Below are 16297 nucleotides of genomic sequence, written 5' to 3'. Positions count from 1 at the left end.
GAGATCACTCCATGAATCGCCCTGTAATGTCTGAAGGGCCTGCGGATCGGCTGTTTGTGCAGCCGAAGGTTGGCCAGTCAATAAAGGAAAGCCTGGACAAGGCCGAGCGTCGGAACAAGTTCAAGTCCGTGCTACTGGTGTTGCCACTGCTGGCATTTATCGCCGTCTTCTTTCTCATGCCTATTGGCGACATGCTGATGCGCAGCGTGCAAAACGGCACGCTCGCCGACTACATGCCCAACAGTGCAGTCGAGTTGAAGCAGTGGGATCGGCAGGCTTTGCCTGAGGAGAAGACGTTTGCAGTCCTCGGCAACGATATTCTCGCCCTGCTCAAATCGCAGAACCTGGACCGGGTCGGGACTGACTTGAACCGCGTGCAAAGCGGCATGAAGCTGCTGTTGAACAAGACGGCGAGAGGTCTGGAAAAACAGAGTCAGGCAGGGATCACCGAATTCAAGCCGCTGATGATCAGCATCGACAAACGCTGGGGTGAAACCGCAACGTGGTCGCAGCTCAAGGTGATGGCGCCGTCGATTTCCGCGGTGCATTACCTGGCGGCGCTGGATCGTCAATACGACGATAACGGCGACATCGTCCAGCAGCCGGAAAGCCGGCAGATCTATGTCGACAACCTGCTGAAGACGCTGGCGGTCAGTGTCGCGATCACTTTCATCTGCTTTCTGCTGGGCTATCCGCTGGCGTACTTCCTGGCCAGCTTGCCGGACCGCTTCAGCAACTTGCTGATGATCCTCGTGCTACTGCCGTTCTGGACATCGCTGCTGGTCCGGACCAGCGCCTGGATCGTGATTCTCCAGTCAAACGGGGTGTTCAACGACGTCCTTCGCAGTCTCGGCATCATCAATCAGCCGCTCGACCTGATGTACAACCTGTACGGCACGATCATCGCCATGACGCATATTCTGCTGCCATTCATGGTGCTGCCGCTTTACAGCGTCATGCGCGGTGTCGACCAGACCTACATCCGTGCCGCGCACTCCATGGGCGCCAGCTCCATGCGCACTTTTTTCAAGATCTACTTTCCGCTGTCCCTGCCGGGCGTCAGTGCGGGGGGGATTCTGGTCTTCATTCTGGCAGTGGGTTACTACATCACGCCGGCACTCGTAGGCGGCCGCACCGGCCAGATGATCAGCAACTTCATCGCTTATCACATGCAGACGTCCTTGAACTGGGGTCTGGCCTCGGCAATTGCCAGCCTGCTTCTGGTGGTAGTGCTGCTGATGTACTGGGTCTACGACCGATTCGTAGGCATTACCAATATGAAGTTGGGGTGAGCCATGAGCCTTCCAAAATACATCGGACCTTTCGAGCGCTGCTGGTTTTTCACCGTGCGCGGCTTTGCCCTGCTCGTGCTGCTGTTTCTAGTGGTGCCGATTCTGGTAATCATCCCGTTGTCCTTTAACGTCGAGCCGTATTTCAGCTTCACGTCGGACATGCTTCATCTGAAACCGGAGGCATTTTCCCTACGCTGGTATCACCAACTGATCAACGACCCCCTTTGGGTGCTGTCGATCAAGAACAGTTTCCTGGTGGCGTGTGGTGCAACGGTGATCGCTACCGCGCTCGGTACGCTTGCATCCATTGGGCTGAGCCGCGCTGACCTGCCGTACAAGCGCCTGCTCACCGGCATTCTGATTTCGCCGATGATCGTCCCGGTGATTATTTCCGCCGCTGGCATGTACTTCTTTTACAGCAAGTTGGGGATTGGCCAGAGCCTGCTCGCGCTGATCCTGTCGCACGCTGTGCTGGGTACGCCTTTCGTGATTCTGACCGTCACCGCAACGCTCGTGGGGTTCGATCATTCACTGACCCGCGCCGCCGCCAGCATGGGCGCATCGGCAACTTACACGTTTTTCAACGTGACGTTTCCGCTCATTCGCCCTGGCATCATTTCCGGCGGGCTGTTCGCATTCATCACTTCGTTCGACGAGGCGGTGATCGTTCAGTTTTTGGGCGGGGTCGAGCAGCGCACCATCCCTCGTCAGATGTGGTCCGGAATGCGCGAGCAGATCAGTCCCACGATTCTCGCTGCTGCCACGTTGCTGATCATTTTGTCTGTCCTGCTGTTGCTGTCTATCGAAGTCCTGCGCCGTCGTTCGCTTCGCGTTCGTGGAATCACTAATTGATCTGAGATCTAGGGAAGCAGTTATGAAAAAGATGTTGATATGCGCGGTAACCAGCCTCGCGTGTGTGTCTGCGATGGCGCAAGAGAATCTGACGATTGTCACGTACGGTGGCTCATTGGCGGCTGCCCAGACTAAGGCCGCGATCAAGCCATTCAGCGAGAAAACCGGGGTGAAAACCACGCTGGAGGATTACTCCGGCGGCATCGCTCAGCTCAAGGCTCAAGTCGACACCAAAAACGTCACCTGGGACGTCGTCGACATGGAATTACCGGATGCCGTTCGGGCGTGCAATGCGGGGCTGTTCGAACGTATCAACCCGAGCAAGGACTTGGAAGCGGGGACGGGCGGCGCCCCGGTTGACGTGGACTTCATCTCCGGCGCCGTCACCGACTGTGCGGTAGCAAACATCATTTGGTCGACGGCGGTCGCTTACAACGTCAACGCGTTCAAAAGTGAGCAGCCCGCAACGCTTAAGGATTTCTTCGACCTGAACAAATTCCCTGGCAAGCGTGGTTTGCGCAAGGCGCCTCAAGGCACGTTGGAGTGGGCACTGCTGGCCGATGGAGTGCCTCGTAATGAAGTGTATTCCACCTTGGAAACCGAGGCGGGTATCGAGCGGGCTTTCGCCAAACTCGACTCGATCAAGAGTCAGGTGATCTGGTGGGAAGCAGGTGCCCAGCCGCCGCAGTTGCTTGCGGACGGCCAGGTCGTAATGACCTCGGCATGGAATGGACGTATCTGGACGGCCCAGACCCAAGAGAAGCAACCATTCAAGATTATCTGGGACGGTCAGCTGTACGACATGGATGTATGGGCTGTGCCGGCCGGCAGCAAGAACAAAGCGCGGGCCATGGAGTTCCTCAAGTTCGCCACAAGCACCCCGGTGCTGGCTGAGCAAAGCAAATACATCGCCTATGGCCCGACGCGTAAATCGTCGCAAGCCTTGGTCAGCGAGGAGATGAAGCCGCATCTGCCGACCTCCCCGGAAAACTTCAAGACAGCATTACAAATGAATGCCGAGTGGTGGGGTGACCATGCCGACGAACTCAATGAACGCTTCAATGCCTGGCTGACAAAGTAAACCTTTGCCTTTACAGCTTTCTCAGGAGTCCAGCGCCATGTCGACTTTGATTTACCTCGGGCTAGGGAGTAATCAGGACCGAGATCATCATTTGGGGGTGGCGTTGGAGTTCTTGGCCGCATTGCTAGTGGATGTTCAGTGCTCCCCGGTCTATTCCTCCGCGGCTGCCGGCTGCGTGGGCGACGATTTTTTTAACGTTGTTCTGTCCGGGCGCACTGATCTATCGCTGGGCCAGTTGAGTGAAGTTTTAAAGCGTTTTGAGACCAGGTACGCGCGCGTGCTGGATCCTCGAATCATCTTGCCGGTGGATATCGATATTTTGCTTTACGGGGATTTTGTGGGTGTTTACGAGCATGGGGTCCTGCCAAGGTCGGATCTCATCGATAGACCTTACGTGATGATGCCGCTTGCTGTGCTCGCCCCGGAGGGAGTGCATCCCGTCACCGGTAAAACCTGGAAAACGACCTGGCTTGAGTTCGAGCGGGACATGCCTGCCGAGGAGAAACCTGTCCTTGTAGCCAACGGCGGGCTGAACCTGCACAAGGGTGCGAATACCGCCAAGGCGGATGATTTCGTGATGGCACAAACGCTTAAATCACTACGTCTCCGACAAGGCCTTACACAGCGCAAACTCGCCGAAAAAGCACGGGTTACTCATAGCTCTATATCTGTCATAGAAAAGAATCAAGCAAGCCCAGGGGTTAATACGCTGGGGAAGATCCTGTCCGCGCTATCGACTTCACTACCTGAGTTCTTTGCAGAGATTGAGCGAGGAGGAGCAGAAGTAAAACCCAAGAATAGGATTCTGGAGTTCTAAACAAATAAGGTTGGAGTGGTTTTAATTCATCAAATCTGAGGTCGAAGACAATGAAAATGGTACCCAGACTGACAATGGCTGATGCTCAACACATCATGCAAGCTTGCCTTGCGAAAGCCAGGGAACTGGCGGTTGATATGGACATCGCCATTACTGATGACGCCGGTCATCTGATCATGTTTCAGCGCATGGACAATGCGCGAATCACCAGTATCGACATTGCCATCAGCAAATCCTTCACTGCCGCCGCCGCACGTAAATCGACGCGCGCCTATGGCGAAATCAGCGTGCCAGGTAAACCGGCCTTCGGCATCAATACCAGCAACCAGGGACGCTTTTCCATTGTCGCCGGTGGGCTGCCGCTCTTCATGCAAGAGTTCATCGTGGGTGGGGTAGGGTGCAGTTCTGGAACTCCCGATCAGGATGAGATTGTGGCGCAAGCAGGCGTTAGTGCCTTTACCGCCTATATCAGCTGATCAAATTAAAAATTCCAAAGTCGTTCATCCAGCGCGTTTATGTTCGCTGTTGGAAGCGTTTCTGCGCGCTTGATTTCCTGATCCGAACAAAAATAAAAGTTGAAGGAGAGATAAACAATGTTCAGCCAGCAAGACCAAATCCAGGGCTACGATGACGAACTGCTGAGTGCGATTGACGCCGAGGAGCGCCGCCAGGAACAGCATATCGAGCTGATTGCTTCAGAAAACTACACAAGTCAGCGGGTGATGGAAGCCCAGGGCAGTGGGCTGACCAATAAGTATGCTGAAGGTTACCCAGGCAAGCGTTACTACGGCGGCTGCGAGCACGTCGACAAGGTTGAGCAGTTGGCAATCGACAGAGCCAAGGAACTGTTTGGAGCAGATTACGCCAACGTTCAGCCGCACTCCGGTAGCCAGGCCAATGCCGCTGTTTACCTGGCGCTCCTCCAGCCGGGTGACACCGTATTGGGGATGAGTCTGGCCCACGGTGGGCATTTGACGCATGGTGCCAAGGTCAGTTTCTCCGGCAAGCTCTACAACTCGGTGCAGTACGGTATCGATACCGTCACGGGGTTGATTGATTACGACGAAGTCGAGCGACTGGCGGTCGAGCATCAACCCGAAATGATCATCGCCGGGTTTTCCGCTTACTCGAAAACCCTGGATTTCCCGCGCTTTCGCGCCATCGCCGATAAGGTCGGCGCCTACCTGTTCGTCGATATGGCCCATGTGGCTGGATTGGTAGCGGCAGGCCTGTATCCGAATCCACTTCCCTACGCGCATGTGGTCACGACTACCACCCACAAGACGCTACGCGGTCCCCGTGGAGGTTTGATTCTTGCCAAAGGTAATGAAGACCTTGAGCGTAAACTCAACGCCGCAGTCTTTCCAGGCGGGCAGGGCGGCCCATTGATGCATGTGATCGCCGCAAAGGCTGTGTGCTTCAAGGAAGCGTTGGAGCCTGGATTCAAAAAGTATCAACAGCAGGTGATCAAAAACGCCAAGGCGATGGCGAGTGTATTTATCCAGCGTGGTTATGACGTGGTCTCGGGTGGGACCGACAACCATCTGTTCCTTGTCAGCCTGATCCGCCAACGGCTGACGGGCAAGGATGCCGATGCCGCTTTGGGCCGGGCGCACATCACGGTCAACAAAAATGCCGTACCGAATGACCCACAGTCGCCGTTCGTAACTTCTGGCTTGCGCATTGGAACACCTGCGGTGACTACACGTGGATTCCAGGAGCCCGAATGCAGCGTCCTTGCCAGCTGGATCTGCGACATACTCGATAAACTCGGTGATGCCGAAGTCGAGGCCCGTATCGCTGCGCGGGTTTCAGAGTTGTGCGAGCGTTTCCCGGTCTACAAAGCCTGATCATCCACCAGCATTCGCTGCGGAGTTTAGTATGTCGCTGAGTGTTTTTGATCTGTTCAAGGTGGGCATCGGTCCTTCCAGCTCGCACACCGTCGGTCCCATGCGCGCAGCCGTGCGCTTTGCCGAGGGGCTTAGGGATCAAGGCTTGCTGGAGCAAGTGGAGAGTGTTCGGGCAGAGCTGTACGGTTCTCTCGGCGCCACAGGAAAAGGGCACGGAAGCGACAAAGCCATACTGTTGGGGTTGGAAGGGGAGTACCCGGATACGGTCGATACCACGGCAGTAGAGGCAAGGTTGGTGGTGATTCGCGGTTCTGGAACCCTGAAGCTTTTGGGGGAGAAGTCCATTCGCTTTGTCGAGAAAGAGCACATGGCTATGATCCGTAAGCCTCTGCCCTATCATCCCAACGGTTTGGTCCTGCGCGCTTTCGACAAGGCTGGCTTACAGATTTGCAGCCGTGAGTACTACTCGGTGGGCGGCGGGTTTGTGGTGGATGAAGACGCGATGGGACTGGACCGCATCGTCGAAGACCGAACGCCCCTTCGTTATCCATTCCTGACCGGGCGGGAACTGCTTGAGCAGTGCACACGTAATGATCTCTCGGTCAGCCAGTTGATGGCCGAGAACGAGAAGGCATGGCGTAGTCCCGAACAAACTCGTCAGGGTCTGCTGCATATCTGGCAAGTGATGCAGGACTGCGTGCTTGCTGGTTGCCGCAACGAAGGCATCATGCCTGGCGGGCTGAAGGTTAAACGTCGTGCTGCGGCGTTGTACCGTCAGCTCAGTGGCAGTCCTGAGGCCAACTTAAGAGACAGCCTTTCAGTACTCGACTGGGTCAACCTTTACGCCCTGGCGGTTAATGAAGAAAATGCCAGTGGAGGTCGTGTAGTGACGGCACCCACCAACGGCGCTGCCGGTATCGTCCCGGCGGTACTTCACTATTACCGCAGGTTTGTACCCGGGGCGGATGAAGAAGGGGTGCAGCGTTTCCTGCTCACCGCCGCCGCAATCGGAATTCTTTACAAGGAAAACGCGTCGATCTCTGGCGCAGAAGTCGGTTGCCAAGGTGAAGTGGGCGTGGCTTGTTCGATGGCGGCTGGAGCGCTGTGTGAAGTACTTGGCGGAACGGTGCAACAAGTAGAGAACGCGGCTGAAATTGGCATGGAGCACAATCTCGGCCTGACCTGTGATCCGATCGGTGGCCTCGTTCAGGTGCCCTGCATCGAGAGAAATGCCATGGGCTCGGTGAAGGCCATCAACGCCGCGCGCCTTGCTTTGCGCGGTGATGGGCAACATTTCGTCTCGCTCGACAAGGTGATCCGCACCATGCGTCAAACGGGAGCCGACATGAAAAGCAAGTACAAGGAAACCGCGCGAGGCGGTCTGGCGGTGAATATTATCGAATGCTGATTCAGGCGCTGTCCGGGGCAGAGTGATCTGCCCTAATCCGAGAACAGCTCGAACATGAGCTGTCGTAACCAGCGATTGGCCGGATCTTTGTTGTACCGTGCATGCCAGAACAGATTGATCTCGATGTTCGGCAACTCCAGTGGCGGCGCTAGAACGGCGAGCCCGAAGGGTTGTTCGCAACTGATAGCAAATCGTTCAGGTACGGTCGCCAGCAAATCAGTGCGTTGAAGGATGTGGCCTATCGCTACGAAATGCGGAACCTCCAACCGTATGTTTCGCTCGATACCTTCTCGTGCGAGGAAGGTATCAACGACGCCGTGCCCCGTATTCGCCGCGACAACACGAACATGGTCATAGCTGCAAAAACGCTCCAGCGTCAACGGCTCCCGGGTGGCAGGATGGTCCTTGCGGCACAGGCAGACGTAACGATGGTGGAACAGGCGTTGTTGAAAAAAACCTGCTTGAAGGTGAGGCAGCAATCCCACTGCAAGGTCGATCGCACCATTCTGAAGACCTTCGCCCAAGGTATCGGTATTGTTGCGCAGCGTACTGATCGAGCACCCCGGTGCGCGTTCAGCCAAGGCATCCATCAGCCGCGGCATGAAGTAGATTTCACCGATGTCGGTCATCGCCATGGTGAATCTGCGATTGCTGTGGAGCGGGTCAAACGTGTCCTGTCGGCTCAGTGCATCGCGTAAAGTTTGAATGGCTAGCGCTACCGGCTCAGCCAGCTGCCGGGCATAAGGCGTGGGTTCCATTCCCTGATAGGTGCGTACGAAAAGTTCGTCGTTCAAGGCGGTACGCAACCGCTTTAGCGCGTTGCTGACAGCAGGTTGGGTCAGCTGAAGATTATCCGCGGCAGTCGAGACTTTACGGTCGATCAGCAGTTGGTTGAACACCAAAATTAGATTGAGATCCAGCTCACGTAATTCCATAACGCCTCAAGTAGATGGGCTCATACCACGGCGACAAGGTTGCCCGTCGTAGGGTCTGCAGCGCTCTGAATGGCCGCTGCAAGAACTTCAGCCTATCAAGTGCTGTAGCGTCGCGTCCATCGCAATGGCTGCGTGGCTTTTGCCCATCTCTGATCTTTATTCACGTTCGAAATAGTAGGTATTTGGATCACTGTATTTATCACGCTCGATGCGTTGGCCATGATCGCTGCACTACCCAAATTTTGAACGGTTTGCGTCACTCAAAAATGCAGGTCGGACAATTAAATTGGGCACCGCGCAACTACCGGGGGAATCTGAACCTTCGGCTCTATAACAACGACAAAAAAGAGCGATGCCATGCGTACGATCGATGTAGCAGCCCTCATTGACGGGGCTCGTTTCAATACCTTCCATGCACGCGTACTGTTCTGGTGTGCGCTAATCATTATCTTCGACGGCTATGACCTGGTCATCTACGGGGTCGTGTTGCCCTCGCTGATGGCCGAGTGGGGACTGAGTTCATTACAGGCTGGAGCGCTGGGTAGTTGTGCGCTAGTAGGCATGATGTTGGGTGCGCTGTTTTTTGGATCATTGTCGGACCGGATTGGCCGACGAAAAACCATCATGATGTGCGTCATGCTTTTCAGTGGAGTTACTGCGATCAACGGCTTGGTGCAGAGCCCGGAGGCTTTTGCGTTATGTCGATTTATCGCCGGTTTGGGGATCGGTGGAGTAATGCCGAACGTTGTCGCGCTGATGAACGAGTACGCGCCCAAGAAATCCCGCAGCACCTTGGTCGCCTTCATGTTCAGTGGCTACTCGCTAGGAGGGATGCTGTCTGCCGGCCTGGGTATGGTGCTGATTCCTCAGTGGGGATGGCAAGCGGTGTTCTATGTCGCCTTGATTCCACTGCTGGCGCTGCCATTTTTGATACGCCAATTGCCCGAGTCGTTGGATTTCCTGCTGCGCACCGGGCAGACGGTCAAGGCCCAGTCGTTATTGACGCAGGCCGTACCGAGTTATGTGCCTAGCGCAACCGATCAGTTGAATCGCATCGCCGCCAAAGGCACGAACGTGTCGATTGCGCAGCTGTTCCGGGAGGGGCGCAAGTTGAGCACCCTCATGCTGTGGCTGGCGTTTTTCTGTTGCTTACTAATGGTCTATGCCCTGAGCTCCTGGTTGCCAAAACTCATGAGCGCCGCAGGGTACGAATTGAACTCGAGCCTGGCGTTTCTGGTGGTGCTTAATCTTGGTGCGATTATCGGCGCGGTGGCCGGTGGGTGGCTGGGCGATCGAGTTGGCATTGTCAAGGTCTTGTTCGTCTTCTTCTGCTGCGGAGCATTGGCACTGAGTCTGCTGGCGCTCAAAGCGCCATTGGCGGTGCTCTATCTGCTGATCGCCGTGGCGGGTGCATGCACGATCGGCACGCAGATCCTCGCCAACGCTTGTACCGTGCAGTATTACCCGCCGCACATACGCGCTACGGGCCTTGGTTGGGCGATGGGCGTGGGCCGCACTGGCGCAATCATCGGCCCGTTGCTGGGTGGCGCGTTGCATGCCTCCTCACTTCCGATGCAGGCGAGCTTCCTGATCTTCGCGCTACCCGGATTGGTGGGGGCCATAGCGATTCTGGTCTTTCTAAAGCAAAACGCCTCACGCCGTCAGGACGCAAAGTCCAGGCAAGCTGTGCCGCAGTAATCGCTACAAAGAAACGACGAGTTGCGCCGAGAGCTCGTCGTTTCTGCACGTGCGGTGGTTGGCGAGCATCCCGTAATTGACTGGTTTGATACAGACCATGGCGACGCGTTTGCAATGCTCTGCCGAGTAATATTCACATTGATGATGCTATGTATTGAAGTCACGGTATTTATCAATAGCGCTCAGATGGCGATGATTTGGGTACTCCAATAACAATCAGCCTCATGGGTACCTTGCTATGCATACTTCTCAAACTACCTTGCGCATCGGTATTGTCGGCGGCGGTATTGCCGGCGTGGCGTTAGCCCTGGATCTGTGCCGTCACTCCCATCTCAGCGTTCAGTTGTTTGAAGCGGCGTCAGCCTTTGGCGAAGTGGGTGCTGGTGTCTCCTTCGGTGCCAACGCCGTTCGTGCCATCGCCGGTCTGGGCATTGCCGAACCTTATCGGAAGATCGCCGACCGCACGCTTGATCCCTGGCAGGATATTTGGTTCGAATGGCGCCGTGGTGAGGATGCGGGTTACCTGGGCGCGAGCCTGGCTGAAGGGGTAGGGCAGTCGTCGGTTCACCGTGCGGATTTTCTCGACGCTCTGGCCAGTCAGTTGCCAGAAGGGATCGCCCAATTCGGCAAACGTGCAGTTAGGGTGGAGCAGGATGCCGAACAGGCCCGCGTGCTGTTCACCGATGGCAGCGAGCACCGCTGTGACCTGCTGATCGCTGCTGACGGTATCAAGTCCACGATTCGTGATCATGTACTACAAGGCCTCGGCCAGCCCCTTGCGACACCACGCTTCAGCGGCACCTGCGCCTACCGCGGGATGATCGACAGCCAACAGTTGCGAGCCGCTTACCGTGCTCGTGGTGTCGATGAACACTTGGTCGACGTCCCGCAAATGTATCTTGGGCTCGACGCTCACATTCTCACCTTCCCTGTTAAGCAAGGGCGACTGATCAACGTAGTGGCCTTCATTTCCGATCGCAGTCGACCTGATCCAACTTGGCCAAGCGATTCTCCATGGGTTCGTAATGCGAGCCAGGAAGAAATGCTTGCCGCGTTCGCCGACTGGGGCGATGCCGCACGGGTTCTGCTCGAGTGCATTCCTTCGCCGACCCTTTGGGCTTTACATGAACTCGAAGAGCTGCCGGGCTATGTGCACGACCGGGTAGGGCTGATTGGAGACGCGGCCCACGCCATGTTGCCACACCAAGGCGCTGGCGCAGGACAGGGGTTGGAAGATGCCTGGCTATTGGCAAGACTGCTGGCGGATCCGCAGGTTTTGGCGAGCCGGCCGCAAGCGGTGCTCGAGGTCTATGACGCTATCCGTCGCCCACGTGCATGTCGTGTTCAACGCACGTCTTGGGAAGCCGGCGAGCTTTACGAACTGCGTGATCCAGCTGTAGACGATAACGAGCCACTGCTGAGCAAAACCCTTGCGGAGCGTTTTGACTGGCTGTGGAATCACGATATGCAGGGCGACCTGCAAGAGGCTCGTGAGCAACTGGGCTGGAAAACCCTCGCATAGCGACTTGAACCAGATCGTCGAGGATTTGGCTGCGCGTGTGACTGGACAATGAGTGCCTGCTTTTGGCCCAGAGTGTGTAAAACGTCAGATTAGGTTTTCTATTTCGAAGCCGGAAGACGGTGCTCTCGTTTCGCAAACTAGAAAGGGTTTTTGGAGGCTTTTTTAMACACTCTGGGCCGATTTTTGCCGGGCACGACGGGCCGAAAACGACCCCAGGCAAGCGCTCAGCGATGTTTACACGACTATGAATCTGACCTATGAAGGCGGAAGAGCTCCAGGAGCAGCGTAGGCTAGAAAAGACATCATCGACTCAGCCGGAGGATGCTCGTAGGTCGAAGACAGCACAGCACTGAGTTGATCGCCTAACAGGTCCCAAGCGTGCTTCTTCTCTTCGGCATAGTCGTGATGGAGGTAGTGGCGTCTCACCCGCGAGCCGGCCAGCACATGGTTTTGGCAGCGGTCGATGACGTCCAGGCTGACCCCCAAAGCCTGCATCATGGTCGCGCCCGTGCGGCGCAGGTCGTGTGGCGTCCAGTCGCCGTTCTGGCCGTCGGCAAGAACTAGGGTGTCGTCGTGACGCCGTCTTGAAAGGGCCTTGCGATTTTTGAACCGGACCTGGCGATCGCCGACCTGTTTACTCACCACCTTTACGTCCACATGCCCGTCATCCTGCTTGTTCGGAAAGCACCATTGGGAGTCTCCCGTCAGGGTTTTGAGCTCCTGAAAGAAATGAAGGGCAAAGGGGGAGAGGAAGACATGGTGGTCCTGCTTCTTGCCCCGGGTGCCCTTGACGTTTTCACTGGGGAGGAACCAGGTCTGCTGGTCCAGATCGACATTTTTCCATTCGGCCTGCAGCAACTCGCCAATCCGGCACAAGGTGCCCAGGCTGATCCAGAGCGCGAGCTGCGTTTCCTTCTTTAGCGGCCGAATACCGTCGTATTTTTGGCCCGCGGGGAGGGCGTCGTAATCGGCGGTCATTTGCTGGAAGCGGTTGTGCAGTTCCAACAGCTCCGCCGGGGAAAGGATCCGGCTTCTTTCCGCTTCGTAGTCGGCAGGGATCAGGGGGGAGATGTCGACCAGCTCAGTCGGATTACCCTCAACCAGTAACGCCCGCCAAGGTTGGCGCTTTCTAGCCCAGCTGAACATCTGGGTGAGGTCGGCGAAGAAGCTGATGGCTTGACGGTGAGCGCCGCGGTTGACCACGGTGCAGATCAGCGCCCGAACATCGTGTTCGGAAACATTGTTCACCGCGGTCCTGCCAAGTGCCGGGAATAGGTCCTTGTTAAAACGGCGCTGCAACTCGGCATTGCCATCTTTGCGCGCCACGCCATCCAACAGCCAGGCGCTGGCCAGATCCTGGACGGTCAGCGTTTGCACCTTCGTCGTTTTTACCTGTTCGGCCTCTACGTTAGCTGCGGCGTATGCCTGTGCCTTGGTGGTTTTCTTCTGCTCGTTGGGATTGATCTGCTCATCGATGAGCGCCCTAGCCTGGTTGCGTGCCTTGCGGATGTCGGTCAGGGATTTGCGTGGCCAGGACCCGCAGGCGTACTCTTTGTTCTGGTCGCCCCAGCGATACCGATAGAAAAGCTGACCGACACGCCGTCCTTACGCAGGGAAATTCGACCCGCGAGATTGCCATCCTCCCGGAGGATCCGGCCGGCATCATTGGCGGTCAGCGACTCGAGTTCTTTGATGGTGATTTTGGCCATGAAATGGACTCCCCCTACTTTTACCCCCACAAAAACGTCGGCTCTTGATGGACGTTACTGGACTCTCGTAGAGCAGAACACCGCTGGAGCTCAAGTAAATACTAGCTTAGAAAAATCCAGAGTGAAATTTCGGAGTCTTTCAAGAAGTATGAAAAAGGAGATGGGGTGCTAGGGGGCGAGTGTTCGAATCACTCCGTCCCGACCATATAAATCAAAGGGTTGCGAGATTTTATCTCGCGACCCCTTTTTATTTGGTTCTTCACGGAATCCCGGGAAACACAGAAACAAGAACGCCGATTTGATTGATGATGTTCGTGCGAGCAAACACATCTAACAAACCATCTATCTGAGCTTGACGGCGTTCTTGCTGATGGTCCCGACCGTCTCGGAGACGTTGCGTCGAGTCCCCGATGGCCACCCCATCGTCACTGACCCGAATTCGCCATTGCTCAAAAGTACGCTGGGTTTTATAGCCCTTGCGCTCGTTGTTGGCGTGGCGGCTCAGGTGTTCGCTTTGCGAAAAGACGGCGCGCGCCTGCGCAAAATCGTCCCACTCAGCGGTTCGTCTGCATCCCGCTAGGCCAAAGCGTCGCGCTTAGCGAAGATGCTTGCCATTTGCGCCGCGTTCTCGGTTCCCCAGGTGCACAGCGGGACGATCGCCTCAGCCAGGCTGCGACCGAGCGGGGTTAGCGCGTAGTCCACGCGCGGCGGCACCTCCTTGTAGTCGGTCCGCGCCAACACGTGATCGGCTTCCAGGTCTTTCAACTGCTGAATCAGCACCTTGTCGCTGACGCCCGGGATCAAGCGCTTGAGTTCGCCGTAGCGCTTCGGGCCGTCGCGCAGAAAAAACAGGACCAGCGGTTTCCACTTGCCCGAGATGATGCGTAGCGTGGCGTTGAGCCCACAGCCGGTGTCGCAGATTTCAGAAGATTTCGTCATTTTTTCGATACTTACCAAAAGGTGCATACTTGTCCTTAGGTTATCAGCGCTGCATCCTCGTCTCAAGCAAGCAATTTCCTGCTTGCGTACCACTCCAACGAAGGATGCACGACATGACCAGACTGAATGGAAAGACCGCCGTGATCACCGGCGGCGCTACCGGCATCGGCCGCGCCGCAGCAAAGCGCTTCATCGAGGAGGGCGCCTTCGTCTTCATCTTCGGCCGCCGACAGGCAGCGCTCGATGCCGCGGTGGCCGAGCTCGGACCCAACGCCCGTGCGGTGAAGGGCTCGGTCTCGGATGAGGCCGACCTCGACCGACTCTACGCGGCGGTGAAGGCCGAGCGTGGAACCCTCGACATCGTCTTCGCCAATGCCGGGGCGGGAAGCCAGCTTGCGCTCGGCAAGATCACCGCCGAGCACATTGACGAAACCTTCGACACCAACGTGAAGGGGGCGATCTTCACGGTCCAGAAGGCGCTGCCGCTGATGGGCGAGGGCGGCTCGATCATCCTGACCGGATCGAGCGCCGGCACCACGGGCGCCCCGGGAATGAGCGCCTACAGCGCGAGCAAGGCGGCAGTGCGCAACCTCGCGCGGACCTGGGCCGAGGACCTGAAGGGCACCGGCATTCGGGTAAACGTGCTGTCGCCCGGGGCGACGGCGACCGAACTCGCGAAGGAAGCGCTGGGCGAGGAAGGCCAGAAAGTCTACGCCGCGATGACTCCGCTTCAGCGCATGGCCGATCCGGCGGAAATCGGAGCAGCGGCCGCGTTTCTCGCGTCGCCGGACAGTAGCTTCATGACCGCCAGCGAGGTCGCCGTTGACGGCGGTCTGGCGCAACTCTGACGCCCTACGCCCAGGCGCTCCATTCGATTGTTCGGCGCGTCGTAGAACCCGGTAAACCCAAGGAGAACTTATGAGCTACGCAATTATCGGCTTCGGCAAGCTCGGTCAGGCCTTGGCCAAGGCGTTTGCCCGCAACGGCATCGAAGTATCCGTTGCAACCACGCGCGACCCGGAAAGCTTTACCTCCGCTGCGGCCGCGATCGGCCCCGGGATCATTCCTAAAACACTGGCGCAAGCCCTCAAGGCGGACATCGTCTTTTTGGCTGTCCGTTTCGAGTCGCACCCGGATGTCGCGAAGGCGCTGCCGACCTGGAAGGGAAAGACCATCATCGATATGACCAATGCCTACGGCGTGTCCCCTGAGGAACTGGGAGGAGAGCCTTCTTCCAGGGTCGTCGCGCAGGCCTTCACGGATGGACGACTGGTCAAGGGCTTCAACCATTTGGGCGCCGCCGTCCTTGGCCAGGATCCGGCCGTACAGGGTGGCAGGAGAGTCGTGTTTCTGGCGAGCGACGATGACAGCGCCGCAGCGGAAGTGGGTGCACTTGCGGAAAATCTCGGTTTCGCGCCGATCAAGCTGGGCGGGCTTTCGGAAGGTGGACTGCTTGTGCAGGCGCGCGGAAATAGCTGGGGTCAGCTGATCTTTAAGGACTTGGTCAAGTTCGATTGATGGATCGTGATCGTCAATTTTGATGCGATCTCCCTCGTGGAAAAGGGCAGCCACAGTCTGATTGAAGTGAGGGCGGTGCCGGCTTCAGGTCCTCGCTGACAGGCCCACAACTTATACGATTGGATAAGTGCCAATTGCGCCCTGACAGGGCGCGTTGGCCGCCTTGTTCATCCCCCGCTCTCAGGAAAGATGCACCCGCCATTTCGGACCAGCGCCTTCACTTCCTCGCTCACCTGCATCGGGTTTTGAGTTAATCGAGCAACAAACTCCTCGCGGCGCCGCACGTACGACTTCGAATCATGCTTCGCGCTCCAGAGCACAATGTTGATCACAATTGGAATGAGGTCCAGGCCCTTCTCGGTCAACGTGTAAAAGTCCTTGCGTCTGTCGTCGGGGTTGGGTGCCTTCGAGAGAACGCCTTGCTCCTCCAGAAAGGCAAGTCGGGAAGCAAGGACATTGGTCGCGATTCCCTCTTCCGATTTCAGGAAATCCCCATACGTCTTCTTTCCAACAAAAACGATGTCGCGAATGATCAAGAGCGACCACCGGTCGCCGAAAATCTCCACGCCGTAGTTCACCGCGCAATGGGACCGAAGGTCTTCTTTAAGAGTTTTTTTCATGGCTAGATCTTAGCATCACTTGCATGTCGCAAGTAAAATTCAGTGGGTTGCTTGCT

General features: G+C 56.8%; 14 protein-coding genes and 1 pseudogene. 11 read left to right on the top strand and 4 right to left on the bottom strand.

The window, feature by feature from the left end; genetic code table 11:
* Positions 1-11: 11 nt before the first annotated feature.
* The 7 genes from AC1DRN_RS05975 (at position 12) to AC1DRN_RS05945 (ending at position 7300) form a co-directional block, all read left to right on the top strand.
* Complete coding sequence (locus AC1DRN_RS05975) at positions 12-1292, top strand: ABC transporter permease (RefSeq protein WP_177413277.1); 1281 nt, start codon at positions 12-14, stop codon at positions 1290-1292.
* Between the two features lie 3 nt (positions 1293-1295).
* Complete coding sequence (locus AC1DRN_RS05970) at positions 1296-2144, top strand: ABC transporter permease (RefSeq protein ID WP_115947932.1); 849 nt, start codon at positions 1296-1298, stop codon at positions 2142-2144.
* A gap of 22 nt (positions 2145-2166) precedes the next feature.
* On the top strand, positions 2167-3225 hold the full coding sequence (locus AC1DRN_RS05965; protein WP_223457204.1) for an ABC transporter substrate-binding protein: 1059 nt from the start codon (positions 2167-2169) through the stop codon (positions 3223-3225).
* A 37-nt stretch (positions 3226-3262) separates the two neighbouring features.
* Positions 3263-4042, top strand: a complete 780-nt coding sequence (gene folK, locus AC1DRN_RS05960) for a 2-amino-4-hydroxy-6-hydroxymethyldihydropteridine diphosphokinase (RefSeq protein WP_223457205.1) — start codon at positions 3263-3265, stop codon at positions 4040-4042.
* A gap of 50 nt (positions 4043-4092) precedes the next feature.
* On the top strand, positions 4093-4518 hold the full coding sequence (locus AC1DRN_RS05955; protein ID WP_223457206.1) for a GlcG/HbpS family heme-binding protein: 426 nt from the start codon (positions 4093-4095) through the stop codon (positions 4516-4518).
* A 117-nt stretch (positions 4519-4635) separates the two neighbouring features.
* Positions 4636-5892 (top strand): serine hydroxymethyltransferase, encoded by a 1257-nt coding sequence (glyA, locus tag AC1DRN_RS05950; protein ID WP_223457207.1) that lies wholly within the window; start codon positions 4636-4638, stop codon positions 5890-5892.
* Positions 5893-5923: 31 nt separating this feature from the next.
* Positions 5924-7300 (top strand): L-serine ammonia-lyase, encoded by a 1377-nt coding sequence (locus AC1DRN_RS05945; RefSeq protein WP_223457209.1) that lies wholly within the window; start codon positions 5924-5926, stop codon positions 7298-7300.
* Between the two features lie 32 nt (positions 7301-7332).
* Here the strand turns inward: AC1DRN_RS05945 and AC1DRN_RS05940 are convergent, their stop codons facing one another.
* Complete coding sequence (locus AC1DRN_RS05940) at positions 7333-8235, bottom strand: LysR family transcriptional regulator (RefSeq protein WP_223457212.1); 903 nt, start codon at positions 8233-8235, stop codon at positions 7333-7335.
* Between the two features lie 357 nt (positions 8236-8592).
* Between AC1DRN_RS05940 and AC1DRN_RS05935 the strand changes: the two genes are divergently transcribed.
* Together AC1DRN_RS05935 and salA are read left to right on the top strand one after the other, a co-directional pair.
* Positions 8593-9933, top strand: coding sequence for an MFS transporter (locus AC1DRN_RS05935; protein WP_223457214.1), 1341 nt, complete (start codon positions 8593-8595; stop codon positions 9931-9933).
* Positions 9934-10171: 238 nt separating this feature from the next.
* Positions 10172-11455: a salicylate 1-monooxygenase gene (gene salA, locus AC1DRN_RS05930; RefSeq protein ID WP_223457217.1), complete on the top strand. Its 1284-nt coding sequence runs from the start codon at positions 10172-10174 to the stop codon at positions 11453-11455.
* Between the two features lie 255 nt (positions 11456-11710).
* On the opposite strand, the pseudogene AC1DRN_RS05925 reads toward salA, so the two are convergent.
* Together AC1DRN_RS05925 and AC1DRN_RS05920 are read right to left on the bottom strand one after the other, a co-directional pair.
* A pseudogene (locus AC1DRN_RS05925) lies at positions 11711-13164 on the bottom strand (tyrosine-type recombinase/integrase).
* Positions 13165-13740: 576 nt separating this feature from the next.
* Positions 13741-14103 (bottom strand): winged helix-turn-helix transcriptional regulator, encoded by a 363-nt coding sequence (locus AC1DRN_RS05920; RefSeq protein WP_223457219.1) that lies wholly within the window; start codon positions 14101-14103, stop codon positions 13741-13743.
* 113 nt (positions 14104-14216) lie between these two features.
* Here AC1DRN_RS05920 and AC1DRN_RS05915 point away from each other — a divergent pair, with 113 nt between their 5' ends.
* Both AC1DRN_RS05915 and AC1DRN_RS05910 read left to right on the top strand, forming a co-directional pair.
* On the top strand, positions 14217-14951 hold the full coding sequence (locus AC1DRN_RS05915; RefSeq protein WP_223457221.1) for an SDR family NAD(P)-dependent oxidoreductase: 735 nt from the start codon (positions 14217-14219) through the stop codon (positions 14949-14951).
* 70 nt (positions 14952-15021) lie between these two features.
* Entirely contained in the window at positions 15022-15621 is a 600-nt protein-coding gene (locus AC1DRN_RS05910) for an NADPH-dependent F420 reductase (RefSeq protein WP_223457223.1), read from the top strand.
* 167 nt (positions 15622-15788) lie between these two features.
* Here the strand turns inward: AC1DRN_RS05910 and AC1DRN_RS05905 are convergent, their stop codons facing one another.
* On the bottom strand, positions 15789-16241 hold the full coding sequence (locus AC1DRN_RS05905) for a winged helix-turn-helix transcriptional regulator (protein ID WP_223457225.1): 453 nt from the start codon (positions 16239-16241) through the stop codon (positions 15789-15791).
* Positions 16242-16297 lie beyond the last annotated feature (56 nt).

The sequence above is a fragment of the Pseudomonas sp. P5_B3 genome (genome assembly GCF_056400405.1).
Note: the sequence above shows the minus strand (reverse complement) of the source record. Positions and strands in the feature narration are given on the sequence as shown.